The following is a 22459-nucleotide window of genomic DNA, read 5'->3' on the forward strand; positions in this document are numbered from 1 at the left end:
CGCCGCCTGCTTCAATTGCGCCGGACCGAACCCGTCGTGCCGACGTCGCGGCTATCCGCCGTGCGCGAGGGAATGCGGCCGGGCGGGGCGAATTTCAGCGTGGCGCCGCCAGCCGCCCTGGGCGCGCGCAGGCCTGCCGGCGTCGGAGGCGGCATGCGTGCCGCGACCTTCGGCTCGCCGCCATGCCATTTGCGCAGGCCGATGTCGAAGCGCCCCTGCCGCCAGGCCTCGAATTCGCGCTCGCTGCCGAAGAAGGCGTTGCGGTCGACATCGCCGGCGATGCCGGGCACGCGGCCGGTGGTGGTGAACTGCCAGAATTCCCAGCGGTCGCGGGCATAGCGCTTCGCCAGCGGCGCGGCGGTCGAGCGCAGCCAGTAGGGATGGTCGTTGAACGCGCCTTCGAGCACGTCCTCGTGGAAATTGATGTCGGTGTAGATGATCGGCTTCTTGCCGGTGTGCTCGCGCAGCCCCTTGAGCATGATCTCGATCTTCGCGAGCGCATCCTCGCGCGAGACCCTGCGGGCGCATTGCGAGCCGTTCTGCCATTCGACGTCGAGCACCGGGGGCAATGCGTCGGGGTCGCGCGGAATGTGCTTCTTGATCCAGCGCACCTGTTCGGCGGCCGGGCGACACCACCAGACGAAGTGATAGGCGCTGCGCGGGACACCGTGCTTCTTCGCCTCGGCCCAGTTACGGCGGAAATTGGGGTCGAGATGGTCGCCGCCTTCCGTCGCCTTGATGAAGGCGAAGCGCGTGCCGGCGCCCTTGACCTTCTCCCAGTCGATCTCGCCCTGCCAGCGCGAGACGTCGATGCCCTGGATGACCTTGCGCCGGGCATCGCGCACGCCGTGATGCGGTGCGCTGTCGCCCTTCTTCGGATAGAGCGCGAAGACGGGCTCGGCCAGACAGGTGAGGGCCGTCAGAAAGGCGAAGGCTCCGAGATAGATCCTGCCGTGGGTCAGCTTGCGCGCCGGCATGTGTTTCTCCTGCATCACAGGTCCAGATGCGGAGAGCGTGGTTAAGCGGCGGTTAGAATTGCCCGGCAATCGCAGGATGTTTTTCAGCTTTGGTTAACCGGCGGGATTCGCGCGGCGGGGCAGGGCTGCTGTACGCCGTTTTTTTGGGGAAAAGGCACGTCATCATGGGGCAAGCCGGAATGACGGTGCGCCTCTGACGGCGTCCAGCAGCCTCAGTCCGAAATGCTCTGGTCGCCCAGAGGCTGGAAGGCCGAGGCCATCGGCGGCACGCCGCCAGGAATGCGCGCCATCGGCACGTCCTCCGGGGCCTCGTTCGGAAGCGGGGCGGGAGCGGGAGAGAACGGGCCGGGCGCCACGGGCATCGGGGTTGGCGCCGCGGGATGATCCGGCCCGGGACTCGGCTGCGGCGGCACGGGCTTGCGCTTCTCCCAGCGGCGGGTGGCGATGTCGTATTCGCCCTGCAGCCAGCCGATGAACTGCCCTTCGTTGCCAAAGAAGGCGTTGCGGTCGACATCGCCGCGAATGCCCGGGACCTTGGCCGTGGTGGTGAACTGCCAGATCGCCCAGGGACGGTTCTGGTAACGGGTCTCGGGCTTCGCTGCCGTCGAGCGGATCCAGTAGGGGTAGTCGTTGAACTGGCCTTCCAGCACCTCCTTGTGGAAGGTGATGTCGGTGTAGATCACCGGCTTCTTGCCGGTGAGCTGCTCCAGCTCGGTGAGCATCAGCTGGATCTTCTCCAGCGCTAGCTCGCGGCTGACCTTCTGCGGGCAGGTCTTGGAATGGCCGTTCCATTCGACGTCGAGCACCGGCGGCAAGGCGTCGGGATCGTTCGGGATCTGTTGCTTGAACCAGAGCGCCTGCTCATGGGCCGGGCGGCACCAATAGACGAAATGATAGGCGCCGCGGGCGATGCCGGCGCGCCGCGCGCCGTCCCAGTTGCGCTGGAAGGCCGGGTCGATGTGGTCGCCGCCCTCCGTCGCCTTCATGTAGACGAAGCGGATGCCGGAGGCGCGCACCGCCGCCCAGTCGATGTCACCCTGCCAGCGCGACACGTCGATGCCGTGGATCGGGTAGCTGTGCGCCTCGACGACGCCGGCATGCGGGCGCCGGTCACCGGCGGTGTCGAGCGCCACGCAGCCGCCAAGGACCGCAACGGCGGCGGCAGCCAGAAGAGGCAGGATGCGGATGCGTGACATGCGGGGAGCGGTATTCTCGGGGATCAGACGAGACACGTTGATAACCGATTTACGTTACCAAAGTTCTGACGCCTGTCAGCCTGGGACGAATCGAGCATGAGGCCGGAAATGCGAACGGCGACCCGAGAGGGTCGCCGTTCGCTGGACTTATCGTCCGAATTTGGTGCGGTCGAGAGGACTCGAACCTCCACGGGTCTCCCCGCTACCACCTCAAGGTAGTGCGTCTACCAGTTCCGCCACGACCGCAGCTCTGTTCCAGTTGCGGGCGGTGCAACCAGGGAGCGGCGCCGATCTAGCAAATCGAATCCGCCGCCACAAGAGCGTCGCTGTGGAAAAGCGACGCGCGCCGCATTTTCCTGAAAAAAGAGGGTTCAGGCCGCCTCGGCGACGCTCTGGAGTGTGTAGACGGTGGGGCGCTTCAGCATCTGGGTGATCTCGACGGAGATGCGCGCGCCGCTGACCACGACGATTCCCTTGGCGAAGGGGTGGTTGTTGGCGAGAATCTGGACCTCGTCCATCTCGCTGGCGTTGAGCTCGATGATCGCGCCGCGGCCGAGTCGCAGCAGCTTGTAGATCGGCATCTGGGTCTGCCCCAGCACGACGGTAAGCTCGACAGGAACGAGATCGAGATCGGTCTTCAAGTCCTGCCTCCGGAACCCTACTTCAGAATTGGACCAGCGAAACTTGCCTGCCGGCGGCTTTTGGGCGCAAGAGGCTCGGTCATGGTCAGCCGGCAGAAACCGGCCCGTAAACTTTGGACGGAACATGGTTAAGCCATGGTGAATATGCGGGATGCGCTGGCGGTTTCCTTTCTGCCGGAAGCGGGCGCCGAGCCGGTGGAATGGGTCGTGGCCGAAGGGCTGACGGGCTATGACGAGGCGGTCGCCGAGATGGAGGCGCGCGCGGCGCTGATCGCCGACGGGCAGGCGCGCGAGCGCGTCTGGTTGGTCGAGCATCCACCGCTTTACACCGCCGGCACCTCGGCGCGCGACGAGGACCTGATCGCGCCGGAGCGATTCCCGGTGTTCCGCTCGGGGCGGGGCGGGCAGTTCACCTATCACGGCCCCGGCCAGCGCGTGGCCTATGTCATGCTCGACCTGAAGCGTCGCCAGCCGGATCTGCGCCGCTTCGTCGCTGCGCTGGAGGGCTGGCTGATCGGCGCGCTCGACGATGTCAACATTCGTGGCGAACGGCGCGAGGATCGCGTCGGCGTCTGGGTGCGCCGGCCGGAACGGGGCGAGGGTGTCGAGGACAAGATCGCCGCCATCGGCATCCGCGTGCGCCGCTGGGTCTCGTTCCACGGCATCTCGTTCAATGTCGATCCCGATCTCTCCCATTTCGACGGCATCGTGCCTTGCGGCGTCAGCCGACACGGCGTGACCTCGCTGGTCGATCTCGGCTTGCCGGTGACGATGCCGGAGGCCGATTCGGTGCTGCGCGAAGCCTTCGAGCGGGTCTTCGGCCCAACCGTCTCGGCCTGATTTACCTTTCGTTAGCCATGCAAACCCATGCTCGGCCCGGTCAGAGCCTGGCCGCGATGCGCCTGCATGGGCGCGTTGGCGGCCCGGCTTTCGGTGATGCATCGGGCTGCTGAGACAGGCGGATTTCGCTTTTCGGCCTGATGCCTCGAGCAAAAGGGGACGAATTATGCGAGCCATTCTTCTCGCAAGCTGCCTTGCGACGCTGCTCGCGGCCTGCAACACCACCGACCAGCGCATCGCCGGCGCGGCCGCGGGAGCGGGGGCGGGCGCGCTTGTCGGCGGACCGATCGGCGCCGTGGCGGGCGGAGCCATCGGCGCGGTCGCGGCGCCCAGCGTAACCGGGTCGATCAACAAGGCCAGCGAGTAAGATCATCCTTCGGCGCGGATTTGCATGGTCGCGTCCGTGCGTCCGCGCCGGTTGGCGTTTGCCCGGCGCCGCGCCATAACGCTCCCGAGAAGGCTGAAGTCTCAAGGAGCGCGCCCGTGCCGGTCATCGAAAGCAAGGTCGACCTGAATGCGGCCGAGACGCGGGCGAATGCCGAAGCCTGGGCCGGGCTGCGCGACGAATTGCAGGAGCGCCGCGCTACCGCCGCGCTCGGCGGCAATGCACGGTCCCGCGAGCGCCACACGGCGCGCGGCAAGCTGCTGCCTCGCGAACGCGTGCTGCGGCTGACCGATCCGGGTTCGCCCTTTCTCGAGATCGGTTCGCTCGCCGCCTTCGGCATGTATGAGGGCGATGTCCATGCCGCCGGCATGATCGCGGGAATCGGGCGTGTCGCCGGCCGCGAATGCATGATCGTCTGCAACGACGCGACGATCAAAGGCGGCACCTACTATCCGCTGACGGTCAAGAAGCATCTGCGCGCCCAGGAGATCGCGCGCGAGAATCGCTTGCCCTGCATCTATCTCGTCGACTCCGGCGGCGCGAACCTGCCGCACCAGACCGAGGTCTTTCCGGATCGCGAGCATTTTGGTCGCATCTTCTACAATCAGGCGACGCTTTCGGCCGAAGGTATCCCGCAGGTCGCGGTGGTGATGGGTTCCTGCACCGCCGGCGGCGCCTATGTGCCGGCCATGTCGGACGAGACGATCATCGTCAGGAAACAGGGCACTATTTTCCTGGGCGGTCCGCCGCTGGTGAAGGCCGCGACCGGCGAGGTCGTCTCGGCCGAGGATCTCGGCGGCGCCGATGTCCATGCAAGGCTCTCGGGCGTCGCCGATCACTATGCCGGCGACGACACCCATGCGCTCGCCATCGCCCGGCGCATCGCCGGCAACCTCAACAGCGTGAAGCGGCCGGATATCGACATCGCCGAGCCGGTCGAGCCGCTCTACGACCCGGCCGAGCTCGAAGCCGTCGTGCCCACCGATCTCAAGAAGCAATACGATATCCGCGAGGTGATCGCGCGGCTGGTCGACGGCTCGGAATTCGACGAGTTCAAGAAACTCTACGGTACGACCTTGGTGACGGGCTTCGCCCGCATCCACGGCATCCCGGTCGGAATCATCGCCAATAACGGCATCCTGTTCTCGGAAAGCGCGCTGAAGGGCGCGCATTTCATCGAACTGTGCTGCCAGCGGCGGATCCCACTGCTCTTCCTGCAGAACATCACCGGCTTCATGGTCGGGCGCGATGTCGAGACGCGCGGCATCGCCAAGGACGGCGCGAAGCTCGTCACGGCGGTGGCCTCGGCGCGCGTGCCGAAGGTCACTGTGCTGGTCGGCGGCTCCTTCGGCGCCGGCAACTACGGCATGTGCGGGCGGGCCTATTCGCCGCGCTTCCTCTTCACCTGGCCGAATTCGCGGATTTCGGTGATGGGCGGCGAGCAGGCTGCGAGCGTGCTGGCCACCGTGCGCCGCGACAATATCGAAGCCGAGGGCAAGAGTTGGTCGGCGGCGGAGGAGGAGGCCTTCAAGGCGCCGATCCGCAGCAATTACGAGGAAGAAGGCTCGCCCTATTTTGCCACGGCGCGGCTCTGGGATGACGGCATCATCCTGCCCTCGGAGACGCGCCGGGTGCTGGCGCTGGCCTTCTCGGCGACGCTCAACGCCGAGATTCCCGAGACGAGATTCGGTGTGTTCCGGATGTGAGGGCGGCTTTCCTCACGCCACTGTGACCGCAGCCGTGCTGACGCCTCTTGGCAAGCCGTCCCGCGTCGCGGCAGGCTCCCGCCACAGCAACGGGAGATGCACATGACGGCGCCGGCGCAGACCGCAGCAGAAAGCACGCTCGAGCAACTGGACGGGCTGGTCAGGGAGCCGTTCTCCCGTCGCGGCTTCGTCATGACCGGGTTGATCAGCGGCTTCACCCTCGCCACCACCGTCGTCCACGGCCAGACCATCACCACCGACAGCAAGGGCCTCGTCGCCGGCGAGGTGAAGATCCCGACCGCGGATGGCGACCTGCCTGGCTATCGCGCCATGCCGGACGGGGCGGGGCCGTTCCCGATCGTCCTCGTCATCGAGGAGATCTTCGGGGTCCACGAATACATCAAGGACATTTGCCGGCGCTTCGCCAAGCTCGGCTACTGCGCCGTGGCGCCGGAGCTCTATGCCCGGCTCGGCGACCTCTCGAAGATGACCGATGTGCAGGCGATCGTGCGCGACGTGATCTCGAAGGCGCCGGACGCGACCGTGCTCTCCGATCTCGACGCCAGCGCGAAATGGGCTGCGGCCGATTCGAAGGGCGATGCGGCGCGGCTCGGCGTCACCGGCTTCTGCCGGGGCGGGCGGGCCGTCTGGCTTTATGCCGCGCATAACCCGCAGGTGAAGGCCGCCGTCGCCTGGTACGGGCCGCTCGGGGGCAGCCGCACCGACATCCAGCCGAAGACGGCGGCCGATGTCGTCGGCGATCTCAAGGCGCCCGTTCTCGGGCTCTATGGCGGGGCGGATACGGGCATTCCGGTCGCGGATGTCGAGAAGCAGCGGGATGCTGCGAAGGCCGCCGGCAAGACCGTGGAGATCGTGATCTTCCCGGACACGCCGCATGGTTTCCACGCCGATTACCGGCCGAGCTATCGCAAGGCGCAGGCCGAGGATGGCTGGGCGCGGGCGCTCGCCTGGTTCAAGCGCTACGGCGTCGCCTGAGGCGCGCGATCCCCGGCCGGCGCCGGCAAGGGTTGCGCCGGCCGTTCTTCCTTGTCGCGCGCCTACGCTTATGCTTTGGGAGCGAAACGATTGAATTCCCAAAAGCGCGAGGAAACGCATGGCTCAGCACGACAAGGTCGCGATCATCACCGGTGCCGGCTCGGGCGTGGGGCGGGCCGTCGCCATCGCCTTCCTGAAGGATGGCTACCGCACCGTTCTGGCCGGGCGCCGGGCGGATGCGCTGGAGGAGACGATCGCGCTCTCCGGCGTCGACAAGGGCCGGGGCCTCGCCGTGCCGACCGATGTCACCGACAAGGCCTCGGTCGAGAACCTGTTCGCCAGGACAAAGGCGGCTTTCGGCCGGGTCGACGTGCTGTTCAACAATGCCGGCGTCAATGCGCCGGGCGGCGTGCTGCTGGAGGACCTTTCGCTGGAGGATTGGCAGAAGGTGGTCGACACCAACCTGACCGGTCCGTTCCTGTGCACGCAGGCCGCTTTCAAGGCGATGAAGGCACAGGAGCCGCGCGGTGGTCGCATCATCAATAACGGCTCGATCTCGGCGCAGGTGCCGCGGCCGAATTCGGCGGCTTATACCGCGACGAAGCATGCGATCTCGGGCCTGACCAAGACCGCCTCGCTCGACGGGCGCAAATACGACATCGCCGTCGGCCAGGTCGATATTGGCAATGCGCTGACCGACATGGCGCAGAAGATGACGACCGGCGTGCCGCAGGCCGACGGCTCGATCAAGGTCGAGCCGGTGATGGATGTCGCGCATGTCGCGAGCACCGTGCTGCACATGGCCGGGCTGCCGCTCGACGCCAACATCCTCTTCGTCACGGTGATGGCGACCAAGGCCCCGCTCGTCGGGCGGGGGTGAGGCGTTCCTTCCCGTTGGCCGTCCCGCTTGCTTGTCATCCCGGGCGGAGCGAAGCGTAGACCCGGGATCCATGCCTGAACCTGATCGGTTCGCGTTCCGGCATGGATCCCGGATCGGCGCCGCTGGCGCGGCTTGTCCGGGATGACGAGGTGAGGATGGTCGCTGGGGCGCAAGACATGGATGGTCTGGAGAGGCCCGCCCATGGCGAGGGAGGCGGAACTGCGGCTCCCGATCCCGCCATCGCCCGCGCCTACACCCTCACCATCTGGGGCATCGCGCTCGGCATCTTCGTCCAGGCGGCGGCGACGGTCGCCTGGGCGCATGCCATCGGCAATGCCCAGCTTTTCAAGGACGGCGTCGATTGGGTCTATGACGTCGCGCTCTACGGCATCGCCGCCATCGTCTTCGGTCGCGACGACCGGGCCGAACGGCTGGCTGCGATTGCGATCGGCGCGGTGATGGCCGTCGCCGGGCTGCACACGCTCTACGACCTCCACGACAAGATTCTGAATCCCAGGCCTATCGAGATCTGGACGCTCGGCTTCGCCGCGGTGAGCGCCATCGTGATCGCGCTCCTCGTGATTGCCGTGCTCTGGCGCTTCCGCCGCGAGGATAATCCGGTGATCAAGGCAACCTGGCTGTCGAGCCGCAACGATGCGATCTCGACCACGGGTTTCGCTCTGGTCGGGCTCGCCGCCCGTGCCCTGCCGGTGGTGCGCTGGCCGGAATATCTGTTCGACCTTGTCGTCGCCGGGATCTGCTTCCAGGCGACATGGGCGATCTGGCGCTCGTTGCGGCGGAGCGCGGATTCGGAAGCGGCCCAAACCGGTTTGCGCAACAAGGCGCAGACAGATGGGGCAGGCGGGCTATAAAGGCGAAAAGCCTTTCAAGGATGTTGCCGAGGACGCTTCCATGACGATCGCTGCCAAGCTGCCCTCGATCCTGATCGCCAATCGCGGCGAGATCGCCTGCCGCGTCATCCGCACCGCGAAGCGGCTGGGCCTGCGCACCATCGCCGTCTATTCGGATGCCGATGCCGAGGCGCTTTTCGTGCAGATGGCCGACGAAGCCTATCATATCGGCCCCGCGCCGGCCCGAGAGAGCTATCTCGACGCCGCGAAGATTCTAGCCGTGGCAAAGGCGGCGGGCGCGGTCTGCATCCATCCGGGCTACGGTTTCCTCTCCGAGAATGCCGAATTCGCCGATGCCTGCGCCGCGGCGGGCATCGTCTTCGTCGGGCCGCCGGCCTCGGCGATCCGGGCGATGGGGCTGAAGGACGCCGCCAAGGCTCTGGTCGAGAAGGCCGCTGTGCCGGTGGTGCCGGGCTATCACGGCGCCGAGCAAGGCGCCGATTTCCTCCGTGGGGAGGCGCGGCGCATCGGCTATCCCGTGCTCATCAAGGCGGTCGCCGGCGGCGGCGGCAAGGGCATGAAGAAGGTCGACCGGCCCGAGGATTTCGACGACGCGCTGACCAGTGCCCAGCGCGAGGGCGCAAGCGCCTTCGGTGACGCCCGCGTGCTGGTCGAGAAATACGTTCTCTCGCCGCGCCATGTCGAAATCCAGGTCTTCGGCGACAGCCACGGCAATGTCGTCCATCTCTATGAACGCGACTGCTCCTTGCAGCGGCGTCATCAGAAGGTGATCGAGGAAGCACCGGCGCCCGGCATGACACCGGAGGTGCGCGCCGCCATGGGCAAGGCCGCGACGGAAGCCGCCAGGGCCGTCGGCTATGTCGGGGCCGGGACGGTCGAGTTCATCGCCGATGGGCGCGAGGGCCTGCAGGCCGACCGCTTCTATTTCATGGAGATGAATACGCGCCTCCAGGTCGAGCATCCGGTGACGGAGGCGATCACCGGGCTCGATCTCGTCGAATTGCAGCTCAAGGTCGCGGCCGGCGAGCCGCTCGGCTTCACGCAGGACGACGTCGAGGCGAAGGGCCATGCCGTCGAGGCGCGGCTCTATGCCGAGGATCCGGAGAAGGGCTTCCTGCCCTCCACCGGCAAGCTCTGGGCGCTGAGCTTTCCGCATGGCGAAGGCATCCGCATCGATACCGGCGTCGAGGCCGGCGATACGGTGACGCCGTTCTACGACCCGATGATCGCCAAGGTCATCGCCCATGGCGCGACGCGCGACGAGGCGCTCGACCGGTTGGGCGCGGCGCTGGGCGAGACGGTCGTCGCCGGTCCGCGCAGCAATCTCGCCTTCCTGAAGAAGCTGACGGAGGCGGAGGGGTTCCGGAAGGGGCCGTTCGATACCGGCTTCATCGACCGCAACATCCAGGCGCTCGGCGCCGAGCCGCAGCCGCTCGATGCCGCGGCGGTCGCGGCCGTCGCCCTGCAGCTCGAGGAGGAGCGGCAGGTCGCCGGTATCGTCGAGGCGGCCGGCCGGGCCGAGGGCGAGGCGCGCTCGCCCTGGCTGGTGACGGATGCCTTCTCGCTGATGCCGCGCCAGCCGCTTGGCCTGCCGCTCACGGTCGATGGCGAGCGCGTCGACGCGCGCATCGAGTGGCGGGGCGAGGATGCCCGCGTCAGCCTGCCGGGCCATGAGATCGGCGAGGGCGAGCACGAGGTCTCGCTGGCCGAGGGCGAGGGCGGCGTCTGGTACGCGCTGCATCGCGGCCGGCAGACGGCCGTTTCGCTGTTCGATCCCTTTACGGTCGATCTCGATGCGGCTGCCGGTTCCGGCGGCGTGGTCAAGGCGCCGATGCATGGCAAGCTCGTCGCGCTCTTCGTGGCGCCGGGCGAGGCGGTGGTGAAGGGTCAGCGCCTTGCCATCGTCGAGGCGATGAAGATGGAGCATGTGCTGACCGCTCCGCGCGACGGCACGGTGAGCGAGGTCGTCGGCGAGCCGGGGGCGCAGGTGGCCGAGGGCGCGAAGGTGGTGGTGATCGGAGAATAGTCGAGGCGGTGGAGTCGCTTGCGGGCGATCGCTGAGGTTTCGATTCAGCGCGTCATGGTCGGGCTTGTCCCGACCATCCACGTCTTAGTCGATGCCATGCGGTGTTCAAGACGTGGATGCTCGCCACAAGGGCGAGCATGACGGCGCGCTATTCGCCGAGCGCTGCTGCTGCCTTTCGCAGTATCGTCAGATTGACCTCCGCCAGCGGATCGTCGTCGCCCATGAACCAGGCGGCCGAGAGCCCGCACCAGGCGACGATCCAGCGCAGCAGCCGGCGCCGCTCCAGCCCCGATTTCGCCAGCACGATTTCCAGACGGTGCTCGAAACGGCCGGGCAGGATCGCGACCGGCGGTTCGGGATCGCCGAGATCGGGATCGCAGAACAGGATCGTGTATTCGAAGGCGCGGTCGCCGATGACGCCCTTCGGATCGATGGCGAGCCAGCCGCGCTCTTCGAAATCGAGGACGTTGTCGTGGTGGCAATCGGCATGGAGCGGGAGGATGTCCTGCTGAGCCGGCAGCAATTCGCTCGCGATAGCGGCCGATCGCGCCAGCAAGCCGCCGCGCTCGGCCGCCATCGGGAACAGGTCCTTGAACCAGATTTCGAGCGGGATCAGCCCGATAGGGAAAGGGCCGCGTGGCTTCTGCAGCGCCGCGACGGCGTCGCAGAGGATCGCCGTCGCGGCGTCGTCCTCGCCGTTGCGGGCCATGGCGGAGAGCGAGCGCCGGCCAGTGGCGCGCTCGATCAGCATGGCAGCGCCTTCGTCGGCGTGTGCGAGCAGGCGGGCGGCACCATCGCCGTCCCAGTATTGGAGCGGGCGATAGCCGAGGCGCTCATCCTCCACCTCAGGCAGCTTCAGCATCGCCGGTGCGCCATCCTGCCGGACCGGCAGCAGGCGGCTGGCGTGGGTCCTGATCGGCTCGCCGTCCGGGACCAGCCGCCATTGCATCAGCCAGGGCTCGAAGGGCGCAAGAATGGGCGAGGGAGATGTGTCGTTCATCCGCGGCCGATCATCGGGTACTGCTCGGCCTCGTAGATCTGGCCGGAAACCGGCGCGCTGTCCTCCGACAGCCAGAAGGCGGTGTGGGCGGCGATCTCCTCCGGCTGCATGATACGGCCGGTCGGCGCCTCGCGCAGCGAGAGATGGTTCTGCCAGCCGGGCTTGCGCCCCTCGCGCTGCTGGGTGGCGTCCTCATTGGCGGTGAAGGTCCAGCCGACATTGAGCTGGTTGGCGCGGATGCGCTCGGGGCCGAGCGTGTTGCCGAGATTGCGCGTCATCGTCATCAGCGCGCCCTTCGACATCGAATAGACGGTGAGGTTGGACAGGCCGCAATAGGCGTTGATCGAGCCGACCGTGACGATGGCGCCCGGCGATTTCTGGGCGCGGAAGGCGCGGATCGCGGCCTCGGCGCAGAGCAGCGGCGCGCGGGTGTTGATCGCGAACATATGGTCGAAGAAGGCGGCGGTGGTCTCGCCGAGGATGCCGCGCGGATAGATGCCGGCATTGTTCACCAGCCCGTCGATGCGGCCGAAGGCGGCGATCGTGGCGTCGACGATGGCTTGCGCGGTTTCGGGTTCGGCCAGATCGCCCGTCGTGCCGCTCGTAGCGTCGCCGAGCTGCGCCACGGCAGCATCGACCTCCGCCTTGTCGCGACCGTGGATGAGGACCTTCGCGCCCTCCGTGACGAGGCGTTCCGCCATCGCATAGCCGATACCGGTCGAGGAGCCGGTGACGAGGATGGCCTTGCCTGCAAGTCCGCGCATGATGAAACGTCCGTAGCCAGTTGCGGGAGGGGAAAATGACGGTGAAGCGTATCGTGGCGAATATGCTAACGGCCGAACCGGGCCTCGCGAAGCCCTTCTACGGCAGCATTTTCGACATGCACCCCGTCATGGATCACGGCTGGATCCAGACCTATGCGGCGGAGGGAGACCCCGCCGGGCCGCAGCTCGGCTTTGCCAGCGAAGGCGGCTCGGGCACGCCAGTACCCGATCTTTCGATCGAGGTCGACGATCTCGAGGCGGTCTTGCGAAAGGTTCGGGCCGCGGGCCTCCCGATCGAATATGGGCCGGTTGAGGAACCCTGGGGCGTGCGGCGCTTTTTCCTGCGCGATCCCTTCGGGCGGCTGGTCAACGTGCTCGCGCATGGCCGTTGAGGAGCGTCTGTGGAGAAGCATGCGGGAGGCTGGCCCGGCGGCGCGGAGGAGCCTATTTTACCGGCCATGTCCCTTCATCTGCTCAAGCTCTGCGTCGGCGCCGAATCGATCAGCGATCTTGAGGATTGGATCGCCGAACGCCAGGCGCAGCGGCGTGCCCGCGGCGAGCCGCTTGAGCAGTTGCACACCACCCGCATGGTCCCCAAGAAGATCGAGGAGATCCTCGACGGCGGCTCGCTCTACTGGGTGATCAAGGGACAGATCTCGGCGCGCCAGCGTCTCACCGACATCCGCCCCTTCACCGATGGCGAGGGCATCGGGCGCTGTCATCTGGTCATGGAGCCGGTGGTGGTGCCGGTCGAGCCGCGCCCGTTCCGGCCCTTCCAGGGCTGGCGCTATCTGCAGGCGAAGGACGCGCCGCGCGACCTCTCCGAGTATGGCGGCGATCTCGGCGAGATGCCGGAGGAATTGCGGCGGGAGCTGGCGGGGCTCGGGCTGCTGTAGAGTGAGGGCGGGTCGTGCCGCGCCTCAGCCCGGCTCGGCCGCTCCACGGATCGTTCCGGTTTCAGCCGGCGCGGCAACGTCCTCGGTGTAGCGGACGAGCAGCTCTGTACTCCGGGTCAGGAAGTCGGTCACGGCGCGCAGCGTCTCATCGTCGTAGCTCGACCAGAGCGCGTGCATGGCGACCCGGCGCGGCTCAAAGGCTGCTTCGATCGGCGCCGTCGCGGCCCGCACGACGCTGATCAGCATGCGCCTCCGATCGGTCTCGTCCCGGCGGCGGGTGACGTAACCGCGCGCCGCCAGCCGGTCGACCAGCGCCGTCACCGAGCCCGAGGTCAGGCCGGTGGCCGTGGCGAGCTCGCCGGCCGTGACGGTCTCGCGCAGGAAGATGAGGTCGAGAACCTCCAGATCGGTCGGATGCAGCCCGAAACGCCTCGCCATGGCGGCGCTGCTGAGCACGCCCTGCGCGCCCATCCGCCTCACGGCGAGGCCAAGCTGGCGCAGGAGTGCGTCGTTGTCGCGATCGGACATGGCGATCAGAGGCCAGCGCTCTGGGCGGCTGCCCGGAATGCGGCGAGCAAGGCGGCCAGCGTCGCGAGATCGAGCAGCATTCTGAAGCGGCTGCGCCTGGTCCAGCGCCGGGCCGCTTCGGGCGCGACGCTGTCAGCCTCGGCTCGCTCGAAGGCGAGGGCCTTCGGGATGAAGTCGAATGCTGACCAGATGCGCATCGCCGCATGGGTCGCGACGGCGACCAGCAGCCACTGCCGAACGCCGGATGCCGTCCAGGTCGCGACCAGCGCCGCAACGAGCAGAAACTCGAAGACGATATGCTGCGGGATCCAGAAGCGCTTGCGGGATACTCCGCCATGCTTCGGCTGGACCAGGGACGGCCGGTTCGGCCAGGCCGGATCGATCACGATGAACTCGTATAGCCCGCCGCCGATCCCCGTGGCGGCGGCGAGGATCGCCATTCCGATGATCAGCTCCACCGCCGTTGCCCCGTCCTGCGCCCGCTTGCCAAGGGCGTTCGGAGCGGGCTTACTTCAATTTATCTTGATCATCAAGATAAATTGGCCGACGCGCTTTGGCACTGTCGCAGGCATGCGGCTTCGCCCGATGCGAGACGGGCCGCAGTTCATCAGGAAACGGTGCAGACGCGGCAAAGGCGAACGAGCCGGCCGGCGCAGATCGCTGCGAGCGCCTACACCGCGATATTGTCGATCAGCCGCGTGCCGCCAATGCGGGCGGCCAGGATCAGACGGATGGGGCCGTCCGTGCGCGCGGTGACCGGCGCCAGCGTCTCGGCATGGCGGGCTTCCAGATAGTCGAGCTCGAAGCCGGCGGTGATGATCGCGTTCTGCGCCTCCGTCACCGCCTGGAAGAGCGGATCGTCGTTGCGGATGCGCGCGGCGAGTTCCTGCATGACGCGATGAAGCGTGGGGGCCAGCGCGCGATGCTCGGCCGAGAGGTAGCGGTTGCGCGAGGACATGGCGAGGCCGTCCGCCTCGCGGATCGTCGCCAGCGGCACGATCTGGATGCCGAGGTCGAGATCTCCAGCCATGCGGGTGACGACCTTGAGCTGCTGGTAGTCCTTCTCGCCGAAGACGGCGCAGTCGGCGCGCGACTGGGTGAAGAGCTTGCAGCAGACCGTTGCCACGCCTTCGAAATGCGTCGGCCGGAAGCGATCCTCCAGCCCGACCGCGGCGGGGCCGAGCAGCAGGACGCGGGTCGCGAAGCCGGCCGGATACATCTCCTCGACCGAGGGGAAAAACACCGCATCGGCCCCGGCGGCGACGAGCTTGGCGCAATCGTCGTCGAAGGTGCGCGGATATTTCTTGAAGTCCTCGTGCGGGGCGAACTGCGTCGGGTTGACGAAGATCGAGACGATGACCCGTTTCGCATGGCGCTGGCCTTCGCTCACCAGGGCGATATGGCCCTCGTGCAGGGCGCCCATGGTGGGAACCAGAGCGACCTTTTCGCCTGCCGCATGCCAGCCGGCGACGGCTTCCCGCATCGCGGCGACCGTCTCGAAAACCGTGATCCCAGCCACTCTCGCGTCCTCCGTTTGGCGGACGGGTAGCAAATGCGGCCGCTGTGGCCAATATCAGGATGGGAAGTGATTCAGAAAGGTCCCCGTCGCGTCATGAGCGAGAAGAATGACCTTGCCGTTGGCAAGGCCGCCGGGACGGCGGCGGCCAGCCGGTCGCAGCCGGGCGAGATCGACCGTTTTCTCGGCGCGGCGCAGCGTCTGGCGCCGCTCGCGGCGGGAACGGCGGGCCGCCTCGTCTTCGCGCTCGACGCGACGATGAGCCGGCAGCCGAGCTGGGATCTCGCCTGTTCGTTGCAGGGCCGGATGTTCGAGGTGGCGGCCGAGAGCGGCGGCCTCGCTGTCCAGCTCGTCTATTTCCGCGGGCTCGGCGAGTGCCGGGCGTCCGGCTGGGTCGGCGAGCCCGAGCGGCTGAAGGGATTGATGGGCCGCATCGCCTGCGAGGGTGGGCAGACGCAGATCGCGCGCGTGCTGAGGCATGTGCGCGACGAGGCGCGCAGCGTGCCGATCCGGGCCTTCGTCTTCGTCGGCGATGCGATGGAGGAGGATGCCGATGCGCTCGCGGCGCTGGCCGGCGAGCTCGGCCTGCGCGGTATCCGTGGCTTCGTGTTCCAGGAGGGTTCCGAGCCGGCGGCGAGCCGTGCCTTCGCCGGCATCGCGAGGCTGACCGGCGGCGCCCATGCGCGCTTCGACGTCAATGCTCCGGCCTCGCTGCTGGAGCTCCTGCGCGGCGCGGCGGCCTATGCCGCGGGCGGGCGCGAGGCGATGCTGCGGCTCGCCGGCGCGAGCCCGGCGGTCAAGGGATTGATCGCGGCGATGGAAGGAGGGCGCGGGTGAGCCTGCTCTACGGCGTCGCCGTTCTCATTCTCGTCTGGTGGCTGGTGAAATTGTTCGCCGGCGCCAATCCGAAGATCGTCGCCAAGCTTGCCAAGACCGTGGGCGGGGTCGCTGCGCTGGGTGTCGCTGCCCTGCTGATGGTGCGCGGACGGCTGGACATGGCCGTCTTTCTCGGTGGCATCGGCGCCTGGCTGCTCGGCTGGAGCGCCACCGGGCCGGGCGGCATCCGCTTTCCCTGGGCCGATCGCGCCGGACCGGCGCCGGGCGCGACCTCGCAGGTGCAGTCGGTCCTGCTTGCGATGGAACTCGATCACGACAGCGGCGCGATGCGGGGCCGGGTCAAGAGCGGAGCTTATGCCGGGCGCGATCTCGACAGCCTGAGCCAGGCGGATCTCGGCGCTCTGATGCGCGATTGCCTGGCGCGGGATCCTGACGGGGCTCGCCTGCTAGAGGCATATCTCGACCGCCGGTCGCCCGGCTGGCGTGAAGACGCTGATCGTGACGGTGACGCGGGGCAGCGCGGCGCGCCGGGCACGGGCACGATGTCGCAGCAGGAGGCCTACGAGATCCTGGGGCTTCAGCAGGGGGCGGGCGAGGAGGCGGTCCGTGAGGCCCACCGATCCCTGATGAAGCGGATTCATCCGGATGCCGGGGGTACGAGCGGCCTTGCCGCTCGCGTCAACCAGGCCAAGGACATCCTTCTGAAGCGGGGATAGCGACGGGCTTCCGGAGTAGGTCTGCGACATGGCGTGAACTCCTTTCCCGGTCCGGTCAGCTACGGGTGGCGAAGCAGGAGAAGCCGCCACGCTTCAGCCTGTTGCAGGCGTTCTGCGCATCCTTCGAGTCGTCGAAGCCGGCGAAGCGGGCGCGGAAGAGGGTGGAGCCGCCCTTCTCGACCTTCTCGGTGAAGCCGGAGGCGCTGGCGAGCGAGCCGGCCGCCTTGGCGCGGGCCCGGGCCAGGATCTCTTCGGCCTTGCCCTTGTCGTCGGTGGCGCCGAGCTGGATCACCCATTTGCCGGAGGCGACGACCGCGGCCTGATGCGACATGGCCGGGGCAGGCTCGGGAGCCTGTGCCTTGGCGGGAACGGCGTCCGACTTGCGGGCGATGGTGGCGGCCGGGGCCTCGACCTTGTTCTCCGCGACCTTGACGGGCTCGGCGGCCGGCTCGGCCAGTCGCGCGATCGAGGAGGTGGTGTCGACATTCGCCGGCGGGCGCAGGACCTTGGCATCGGCCGGCTGGGCGCCGATGGACCAGCGCATCGCCGAAGGCGTGGTGGTCGCGGTGACCGGACGCATGCCGGAGATCTGCAGCGGCTGGCCGGCGGCAATCGGACGCGGCGGCGCGATCGGCGTCTGGGTCGGCATTGGCGCATAGGAGCGGGCGGCCACCGGCAGCGGCTGGGGCTGCGGCGCGGCGACGTTCTCCGGACGCGGCACCGGGATCGGCGCAGGCTCGGCGAGGGCGGCGACGCGCGGGCGCTCTTCCGGCCGGACGCGCTCCTCGGGACGCGGGCGTTCTTCCTGGCGCGGGCGTTCCTCGCGCTCAGGCGCCTCGGCGACCATCACCGAGGAGCGCCCGCTGGTCGAGGCGCGCGGCAGATTGGCGAGGACGAGGTCGGTCATGATCTTGTCGCGGGAGGCGCCGGAGCGCCCGCCGAGCACGACGGAGACGATCTGGTGACCGTCCGCCTTGGCCGAGGTCATCAGGTTGAAGCCGGAGGCGCGGGTGTAGCCGGTCTTGATGCCATCGACGCCCTCGACCTTGCCGAGCAGGCGGTTATGGCCGCGGATGGTGCGGCTGCCATACTGGAAGGCGCGGGTCTGGAAGAGCGCGAAATAGCGCGGGAAGCGCTCCTGGATGGCGCGGGCCAGGATGGTGAGGTCGCGCGCGGTCGTCAGGTTCGGCGGAGAATGCGGCAGGCCGTGCGGATTGTAGAAGCGGCTCGAGCTCATGCCGAGCGAGCGCGCCTTGCGCGTCATCATCTCGGCGAAGGCATCCTCGGAGCCGGCGATATTCTCGGCGACGACGACGGAGGAATCATTGGCCGAAAGCGTGATCATGCTGCGGATCGCGTCACCGACCGAAAGGGTGGAACCAGCGCGCAGGCCGAGCTTGGTTGGCGGCTGCGAGGCCGCATAGGACGAGACCTTGAGCTCGGAATCCATGTCGAAGCGGCCGCGTTCCATCTGCTCGAACAGCAGATAGAGCGTCATGACCTTGGTGAGCGAGGCGGGGATGCGGGCCGCGTCTTCATTGACGGCGTGCAGCGTGCGCCCGCTCTTCACGTCGACGACCATCGCGGCATAGGGCGGGGTGTAGCCACCGCCGCCCGCAGCATGATGGCGACGCTTGCGCGCCTCGGCGGGGGAAGCGGCCATCGTAGCCGCAATGGCGACAACTCCGATCAGCCCGGCGACGACCCGCAGACGCGGACGCCGCAACCCAACGCAACCAAACACCATGAAACGCCCCGAACTCGATACTCAAAAGTCCGACCTCCGCGCGCTGGTTGACGTGGCGCGAAGGACACAGAGGGAGAGGTTAGGCGGACGCGGTTACGGAGCCGTTAAAACTTGAATGGTTGCGATCGGAACGATATGCGTTTGGTGCATTGCAGCGTTCGCTTGACATTCATGTTGCGCTGCACAATATAGCGGCAGTCCCCGGTGGTGATCTCTTCATCCGACCTTGGGGCGACACGTCAGGGCGAGACAACGCCCGTCACCAGAGGCCGCACCCAAGGTGCCAGGAGACCAGCCATGATCCAGCAGTTCGAGACCATCCAGAAGGCTTCCAAAGAGAACGTCGATGCCGCTCTGAAGGCTTTCGGCGCCACCTCCAAGGGCGTTCAGACGATCGCCGTCGAGGCGACCGACTATGCCAAGAAGTCCTTCGAGGCCAGCACCGCGACGCTCGAGAAGCTCGCCGGCGTGAAGACCTTCGACAAGGCTCTCGAGATCCAGGCCGACTACGTCAAGACCTCGTTCGAGGGCGCTGTCGCCCAGCTCACCAAGATGGGCGAGCTCTACACCGCTCTCGCCAAGGACGCCTACAAGCCGTTCGAAGGTATCGTCTCGAAGGCTGTCCCGGCCGCCGCCGGCAAGTGATTTGCGGCAAGTGATCCTGTGGCGCGGTTGATCCGCGTTGCCGGTGCTGCCTAGAGTTCAGTTGCGTTTGAGAGCCCCGGCCCGCAAGGCCGGGGTTTTTCGTTGCGCCGGCTGCCGCTTATCCGGTGCGGGCCGGAAGCCGTCTGGCCTGAAGGCCGGTCTTGGATGGCTCGAAACCCGCTGCCTCGAAAAGCGCCAGCGTGGAAGGCTTCTTCGAGCCGGTCATGAGCATCGGCTTGTCGCAGCCGCCTGCCCAGGCGGATCGAGCGCGGCCTTCAGGATCTCAGGTCAGTAGAAGGTGGAGCGTGGCGGAGATCGCCGCCAGATGGCCCGGCTGGCAAGCGCGCCTGCCTATCAGAAAAAAGAGCGACGGTTGCCCGTCGCTCTCGGAATTACCACCAGCCGGGAGGCGGGGGCGGAGCATAATAGCGCGGAGGCGGCGGGCCCCAGCCCGGGCGGGGACCGTAGCCATAACCGCGCGGTGGGCCATAGCCACGCGGCGGGCCGTAGCCGCGACCGTAGCGCTGCTGGCGCATCGTCTCTTCCATGATCATGTGCCGCCGCTCGGCTGCCGCCGACCAGGAATATTCGGCCGGCGCCTTGTCGAGGCGCGCGGCCAGTTCCCTTGGCAGGGCCTCGGTGGCCATGGCCGGCGCGGCGAGCGCGCTCCCGACCGCAATCGTCGCAAAAATCAACAGCTTGCGCATGGCAAACTCCTTTCGATACCCATCAAAACACACAGAAGTTCAACGGAACATGAACCGGTCCGAGCGCTGCCGTTCATCCGGCCCTGCTCACGCAGGCAGCACCGTCACGGGGGTGCCGAGCGATACGCGCGCGTAGAGATGCGCGATATCCTGATTGATCATGCGGATGCAGCCCGACGAGACATTGGTGCCGACCGTGTAGGGCTCGAATGTGCCGTGGATGCGATAGCCGAGGTCCCGTCCTTCGCCGAAGAGGTACATCGTGCGGGCGCCGAGCGGGCTTTTCGAGCCGCCGCGCACGCCAAGCCCGCGCGGCGTCTGCTCGAGCTGGGACCTGATCTCGGGATCGCGCGCGATCATCTCCGGCGGGGGGACCCAGTCGGCCCAGTCCCGCTTCATGTTGATCCGGGCGGCGCCCGACCAGCCGAAGCCCTCGCGCCCCACGCCGACACCGTATTGCGTCGCGACGCGCGGGGACTCGACGAAATAGAGATGGTAGCCGGCGGGATCGACGACGATCGAGCCGGGTTTGTCGTCGCGCGGAAACGCCACGGTCTGCCGGAGGAAGCGGGGATCGATGCGCTGATAGTCGATGGCCGAGATCGGAAAGCGCTCGCCGGGATAATCGGCATAGATCTCGGCATAGTTGGGCCGTGCCAAGGTGCGCGTGACGAGGCCCTGCGGGCTCTGGGCGATCGAGCCTGAGCCGATCTCCGGCAGCGCGACGATGCTTCTCGACCCGCAGCCGGCCAAGCCTGCCGCCGCGACGGACAGGGCAGGAAACGTAAACGAGCGGCGCGTCAGCATGGGGTATCTCTCAGGCAGGTCTGAGGAGATACATCGGCTTGGATGGTTACTGTTGGGTGAACCTTGCCGCGGGCGTTCGACCTTTAGCCCGCGCCCGAGTCTGACGCATGACCGTTTCCTCCTTTGAACCGATTGAAAACGCGGCCGGTTGGGCGCATCTCTAGGGACGCACGCCGCCGTCGCGGTGCCCGGAGAATTCGGTTCCGCCATGCTCGACAAGTCCGCGCCGCCCCGCACGCTGAAGCTCAACGCCGCCGACAATGTCGTCGTCGCCGTCGATCCGGTCGATCTTGGCGTGACCGCGGCCGGCGTGGAGGCGCTGAAGCGCATTCCGCGCGGGCACAAGATGGCGATCGTGCCGATCGCCAAGGATCAACCGATCCGCAAATTCGGCCAGATCATCGGCTTCGCGACGGATGACATCGTGCCGGGCGATTGGGTGCACGAGCACAATACCGGCTTCCACGCCTTCGAGCGCGACTATGCCTATGCGGCCGAGGCCAAGCCCGAATTCGTGCTGCCGGTCGAGCAGCAGGCGACCTTCGAGGGCTTCCGCCGCGCCAACGGCAAGGCCGGCACGCGAAATTACGTGGGCATCCTGACCTCGGTGAACTGCTCGGCCTCGGCCGCGCGCTTCATGGCCGAGGAGGTCAAGCGCTCCGGCCTGCTCGCCGATTATCCGAATGTCGACGGCGTGATCGCGCTGACCCACGGCACCGGCTGCGGCATCGACTATAATGGCGAGAGCTTCGAGGTGCTGAAGCGCACCACCTGGGGCTATGCCTGCAATCCGAACATGGCGGCGGTGCTGGTCGTCGGCCTCGGCTGCGAGGGCTTCCAGATCAGCAGGATGAAGGAAGCCTACGGTGTTACCGAAAGCGACGTCTTCCGCACGTTGACGATCCAGGAGACGGGCGGGACCAAGAAGGCCGTCGCCGCCGGCATCGATGCGCTGAAGGTGATGTTGCCGATCGCCAATCGGGCGAAGCGCGAGACCGTGCCGGCCTCCGAATTGATGCTGGCGCTGCAATGCGGCGGCTCGGACGGCTATTCCGGCATCACCGCCAACCCGGCGCTGGGCGCGGCCGTCGACATCCTCGTCGAGCATGGCGGCACGGCGATCCTCTCCGAGACGCCTGAGATCTACGGTGCCGAGCATCTGCTGACGCGCCGCGCCGCCACCCGCGAGGTCGGCGAGAAGCTCGTCGGCATCATCAAGTGGTGGGAGGACTATACCGAACGCGCCCGGATGAGCATGAACAACAACCCTTCGCCGGGGAACAAGGCGGGGGGCTTGACCACCATTCTGGAGAAGTCGCTCGGCGCGGCGGCCAAGGGCGGCACCAAGACGCTCTCGGCGGTCTATCATTATGCCGAGCCGGTGAGGGCGAAGGGCTTCGTCTATATGGACACGCCCGGCTACGACCCCGTCGCGGCGACAGGGCAGGTGGCCGGCGGCGCCAATATCCTCGCATTCACGACGGGGCGCGGCTCGGCTTATGGCTGCAAGCCGACGCCTTCGGTGAAGCTCGCCACCAATACGTCGATCTACGAGAAGATGATCGACGACATGGACATCAATTGCGGCGATGTGCTCGACGGCGTCAGCCTCGAGCAAAAGGGCCGCGAGATCTTCGAGAAGCTGCTGAAGGTCGCGTCGGGCGAGAAGACCAAGTCTGAGCTGCTCGGCTATGGCGATGCGGAATACGTGCCGTGGCAGATCGGCGCGACGATGTAGTTTTTCGTCTCGCCGATTGAACCCGGCGAGAGGCCGAAG

The 22459-nt window shown here is 67.3% G+C and carries 24 protein-coding genes and 1 tRNA gene; 13 read left to right on the forward strand and 12 right to left on the reverse strand.

The features are described 5' to 3' along the window. Nucleotides 1-11 precede the first annotated feature (11 nt). The 4 genes from IED13_RS11890 to IED13_RS11905 form a co-directional block, all read right to left on the reverse strand. Nucleotides 12-977, reverse strand: a complete 966-nt coding sequence (locus tag IED13_RS11890) for a glycoside hydrolase family 25 protein (protein WP_191124288.1) — start codon at nt 975-977, stop codon at nt 12-14. Between the two features lie 212 nt (nt 978-1189). Continuing rightward, a complete protein-coding gene (locus tag IED13_RS11895; RefSeq protein WP_210323590.1) occupies nt 1190-2173 on the reverse strand; it encodes a glycoside hydrolase family 25 protein in 984 nt (327 codons plus the stop codon). A 161-nt stretch (nt 2174-2334) separates the two neighbouring features. Then, a tRNA-Leu gene (locus IED13_RS11900) sits at nt 2335-2419 on the reverse strand. 125 nt (nt 2420-2544) lie between these two features. Continuing rightward, nucleotides 2545-2814, reverse strand: coding sequence for a FliM/FliN family flagellar motor switch protein (locus IED13_RS11905; RefSeq protein ID WP_248311217.1), 270 nt, complete (start codon nt 2812-2814; stop codon nt 2545-2547). Nucleotides 2815-2949: 135 nt separating this feature from the next. Here IED13_RS11905 and lipB point away from each other — a divergent pair, with 135 nt between their 5' ends. The 7 genes from lipB (at nt 2950) to IED13_RS11940 (ending at nt 10519) form a co-directional block, all read left to right on the forward strand. Continuing rightward, a complete protein-coding gene (gene lipB / locus IED13_RS11910) occupies nt 2950-3654 on the forward strand; it encodes a lipoyl(octanoyl) transferase LipB (RefSeq protein ID WP_191124289.1) in 705 nt (234 codons plus the stop codon). 166 nt (nt 3655-3820) lie between these two features. Continuing rightward, nucleotides 3821-4021: a hypothetical protein gene (locus tag IED13_RS11915; RefSeq protein ID WP_038365526.1), complete on the forward strand. Its 201-nt coding sequence runs from the start codon at nt 3821-3823 to the stop codon at nt 4019-4021. A 116-nt stretch (nt 4022-4137) separates the two neighbouring features. Next, complete coding sequence (locus IED13_RS11920; protein WP_133563578.1) at nt 4138-5745, forward strand: carboxyl transferase domain-containing protein; 1608 nt, start codon at nt 4138-4140, stop codon at nt 5743-5745. A gap of 96 nt (nt 5746-5841) precedes the next feature. Further along, nucleotides 5842-6741: a dienelactone hydrolase family protein gene (locus IED13_RS11925; RefSeq protein WP_210323591.1), complete on the forward strand. Its 900-nt coding sequence runs from the start codon at nt 5842-5844 to the stop codon at nt 6739-6741. 118 nt (nt 6742-6859) lie between these two features. After that, nucleotides 6860-7621: an SDR family oxidoreductase gene (locus tag IED13_RS11930; protein WP_038365528.1), complete on the forward strand. Its 762-nt coding sequence runs from the start codon at nt 6860-6862 to the stop codon at nt 7619-7621. A 176-nt stretch (nt 7622-7797) separates the two neighbouring features. Then, a complete protein-coding gene (locus IED13_RS11935; protein WP_185748001.1) occupies nt 7798-8493 on the forward strand; it encodes a cation efflux transmembrane domain-containing protein in 696 nt (231 codons plus the stop codon). Between the two features lie 40 nt (nt 8494-8533). Beyond that, nucleotides 8534-10519, forward strand: coding sequence for an acetyl-CoA carboxylase biotin carboxylase subunit (locus tag IED13_RS11940; RefSeq protein ID WP_191124291.1), 1986 nt, complete (start codon nt 8534-8536; stop codon nt 10517-10519). A gap of 148 nt (nt 10520-10667) precedes the next feature. Here the strand turns inward: IED13_RS11940 and IED13_RS11945 are convergent, their stop codons facing one another. Next, a complete protein-coding gene (locus IED13_RS11945; protein ID WP_191124292.1) occupies nt 10668-11519 on the reverse strand; it encodes an aminoglycoside phosphotransferase family protein in 852 nt (283 codons plus the stop codon). Beyond that, a complete protein-coding gene (locus tag IED13_RS11950; protein ID WP_191124293.1) occupies nt 11516-12283 on the reverse strand; it encodes an SDR family oxidoreductase in 768 nt (255 codons plus the stop codon). Before IED13_RS11950 ends, IED13_RS11945 begins: the two co-directional genes overlap by 4 nt. 35 nt (nt 12284-12318) lie before the next feature. Between IED13_RS11950 and IED13_RS11955 the strand changes: the two genes are divergently transcribed. Then, entirely contained in the window at nt 12319-12675 is a 357-nt protein-coding gene (locus IED13_RS11955) for a VOC family protein (RefSeq protein WP_038365530.1), read from the forward strand. Nucleotides 12676-12741: 66 nt separating this feature from the next. Next, a complete protein-coding gene (locus tag IED13_RS11960) occupies nt 12742-13179 on the forward strand; it encodes a DUF1489 family protein (protein WP_191124294.1) in 438 nt (145 codons plus the stop codon). Nucleotides 13180-13203: 24 nt separating this feature from the next. Here the strand turns inward: IED13_RS11960 and IED13_RS11965 are convergent, their stop codons facing one another. From IED13_RS11965 to panC, 3 genes are all read right to left on the reverse strand, one after another. Continuing rightward, the gene (locus tag IED13_RS11965; protein ID WP_191124295.1) at nt 13204-13707 is read right to left on the reverse strand and encodes a MarR family winged helix-turn-helix transcriptional regulator; all 504 of its coding nucleotides are present in this window, start codon (nt 13705-13707) and stop codon (nt 13204-13206) included. 5 nt (nt 13708-13712) lie between these two features. Further along, on the reverse strand, nt 13713-14147 hold the full coding sequence (locus IED13_RS11970) for a hypothetical protein (protein WP_191124395.1): 435 nt from the start codon (nt 14145-14147) through the stop codon (nt 13713-13715). Nucleotides 14148-14377: 230 nt separating this feature from the next. Next, entirely contained in the window at nt 14378-15226 is an 849-nt protein-coding gene (gene panC / locus IED13_RS11975; protein WP_404801887.1) for a pantoate--beta-alanine ligase, read from the reverse strand. A gap of 93 nt (nt 15227-15319) precedes the next feature. Here panC and IED13_RS11980 point away from each other — a divergent pair, with 93 nt between their 5' ends. Together IED13_RS11980 and IED13_RS11985 are read left to right on the forward strand one after the other, a co-directional pair. After that, nucleotides 15320-16060 carry a VWA domain-containing protein gene (locus tag IED13_RS11980; RefSeq protein WP_248312555.1) on the forward strand — a complete coding sequence of 247 codons (741 nt, stop codon included), beginning with the start codon at nt 15320-15322 and terminating at the stop codon, nt 16058-16060. Next, nucleotides 16057-16776, forward strand: coding sequence for a DnaJ domain-containing protein (locus IED13_RS11985; protein ID WP_191124296.1), 720 nt, complete (start codon nt 16057-16059; stop codon nt 16774-16776). The genes IED13_RS11980 and IED13_RS11985 overlap by 4 nt, the downstream gene beginning before the upstream one ends. A 55-nt stretch (nt 16777-16831) precedes the next feature. Here the strand turns inward: IED13_RS11985 and IED13_RS28800 are convergent, their stop codons facing one another. After that, a complete protein-coding gene (locus IED13_RS28800; RefSeq protein WP_248312556.1) occupies nt 16832-18439 on the reverse strand; it encodes an SPOR domain-containing protein in 1608 nt (535 codons plus the stop codon). Nucleotides 18440-18820: 381 nt separating this feature from the next. Between IED13_RS28800 and IED13_RS12000 the strand changes: the two genes are divergently transcribed. Next, nucleotides 18821-19168 (forward strand): phasin family protein, encoded by a 348-nt coding sequence (locus IED13_RS12000; RefSeq protein WP_038365537.1) that lies wholly within the window; start codon nt 18821-18823, stop codon nt 19166-19168. A gap of 392 nt (nt 19169-19560) precedes the next feature. Here IED13_RS12000 and IED13_RS12005 read toward each other — a convergent pair whose 3' ends face one another. Then, entirely contained in the window at nt 19561-19875 is a 315-nt protein-coding gene (locus IED13_RS12005; protein ID WP_038365539.1) for a hypothetical protein, read from the reverse strand. Nucleotides 19876-19962: 87 nt separating this feature from the next. Then, nucleotides 19963-20682, reverse strand: a complete 720-nt coding sequence (locus IED13_RS12010) for a L,D-transpeptidase (RefSeq protein WP_191124297.1) — start codon at nt 20680-20682, stop codon at nt 19963-19965. Nucleotides 20683-20890: 208 nt separating this feature from the next. Between IED13_RS12010 and IED13_RS12015 the strand changes: the two genes are divergently transcribed. After that, the gene (locus IED13_RS12015) at nt 20891-22420 is read left to right on the forward strand and encodes a UxaA family hydrolase (RefSeq protein WP_191124298.1); all 1530 of its coding nucleotides are present in this window, start codon (nt 20891-20893) and stop codon (nt 22418-22420) included. Nucleotides 22421-22459: the final 39 nt, after the last annotated feature.

The sequence above is a fragment of the Allobosea spartocytisi genome, assembly GCF_014764685.1.
In the GTDB taxonomy this organism is placed as follows: Bacteria; Pseudomonadota; Alphaproteobacteria; order Rhizobiales; family Beijerinckiaceae; genus Allobosea; species Allobosea spartocytisi.

Excerpts from the sequence above, each read along its gene's own strand:
- IED13_RS11890 (WP_191124288.1), bottom strand. The coding sequence starts at position 977 with ATGCCGGCGCGCAAGCTGACCCACGGCAGGATCTATCTCGGAGCCTTC.
- IED13_RS11895 (WP_210323590.1), bottom strand. The coding sequence starts at position 2,173 with ATGTCACGCATCCGCATCCTGCCTCTTCTGGCTGCCGCCGCCGTTGCG.
- lipB (WP_191124289.1), top strand. The coding sequence starts at position 2,950 with ATGGTGAATATGCGGGATGCGCTGGCGGTTTCCTTTCTGCCGGAAGCG.
- IED13_RS11915 (WP_038365526.1), top strand. The coding sequence starts at position 3,821 with ATGCGAGCCATTCTTCTCGCAAGCTGCCTTGCGACGCTGCTCGCGGCC.
- IED13_RS11925 (WP_210323591.1), top strand. The coding sequence starts at position 5,842 with ATGCACATGACGGCGCCGGCGCAGACCGCAGCAGAAAGCACGCTCGAG.
- IED13_RS11930 (WP_038365528.1), top strand. The coding sequence starts at position 6,860 with ATGGCTCAGCACGACAAGGTCGCGATCATCACCGGTGCCGGCTCGGGC.
- IED13_RS11935 (WP_185748001.1), top strand. The coding sequence starts at position 7,798 with ATGGATGGTCTGGAGAGGCCCGCCCATGGCGAGGGAGGCGGAACTGCG.
- IED13_RS11940 (WP_191124291.1), top strand. The coding sequence starts at position 8,534 with ATGACGATCGCTGCCAAGCTGCCCTCGATCCTGATCGCCAATCGCGGC.
- IED13_RS11945 (WP_191124292.1), bottom strand. The coding sequence starts at position 11,519 with ATGAACGACACATCTCCCTCGCCCATTCTTGCGCCCTTCGAGCCCTGG.
- IED13_RS11950 (WP_191124293.1), bottom strand. The coding sequence starts at position 12,283 with ATGCGCGGACTTGCAGGCAAGGCCATCCTCGTCACCGGCTCCTCGACC.
- IED13_RS11955 (WP_038365530.1), top strand. The coding sequence starts at position 12,319 with ATGACGGTGAAGCGTATCGTGGCGAATATGCTAACGGCCGAACCGGGC.
- IED13_RS11960 (WP_191124294.1), top strand. The coding sequence starts at position 12,742 with ATGTCCCTTCATCTGCTCAAGCTCTGCGTCGGCGCCGAATCGATCAGC.
- IED13_RS11965 (WP_191124295.1), bottom strand. The coding sequence starts at position 13,707 with ATGTCCGATCGCGACAACGACGCACTCCTGCGCCAGCTTGGCCTCGCC.
- IED13_RS11970 (WP_191124395.1), bottom strand. The coding sequence starts at position 14,147 with ATGGCGATCCTCGCCGCCGCCACGGGGATCGGCGGCGGGCTATACGAG.
- IED13_RS11980 (WP_248312555.1), top strand. The coding sequence starts at position 15,320 with ATGAGCGAGAAGAATGACCTTGCCGTTGGCAAGGCCGCCGGGACGGCG.
- IED13_RS28800 (WP_248312556.1), bottom strand. The coding sequence starts at position 18,439 with ATGGCCGCTTCCCCCGCCGAGGCGCGCAAGCGTCGCCATCATGCTGCG.
- IED13_RS12000 (WP_038365537.1), top strand. The coding sequence starts at position 18,821 with ATGATCCAGCAGTTCGAGACCATCCAGAAGGCTTCCAAAGAGAACGTC.
- IED13_RS12005 (WP_038365539.1), bottom strand. The coding sequence starts at position 19,875 with ATGCGCAAGCTGTTGATTTTTGCGACGATTGCGGTCGGGAGCGCGCTC.
- IED13_RS12010 (WP_191124297.1), bottom strand. The coding sequence starts at position 20,682 with ATGCTGACGCGCCGCTCGTTTACGTTTCCTGCCCTGTCCGTCGCGGCG.
- IED13_RS12015 (WP_191124298.1), top strand. The coding sequence starts at position 20,891 with ATGCTCGACAAGTCCGCGCCGCCCCGCACGCTGAAGCTCAACGCCGCC.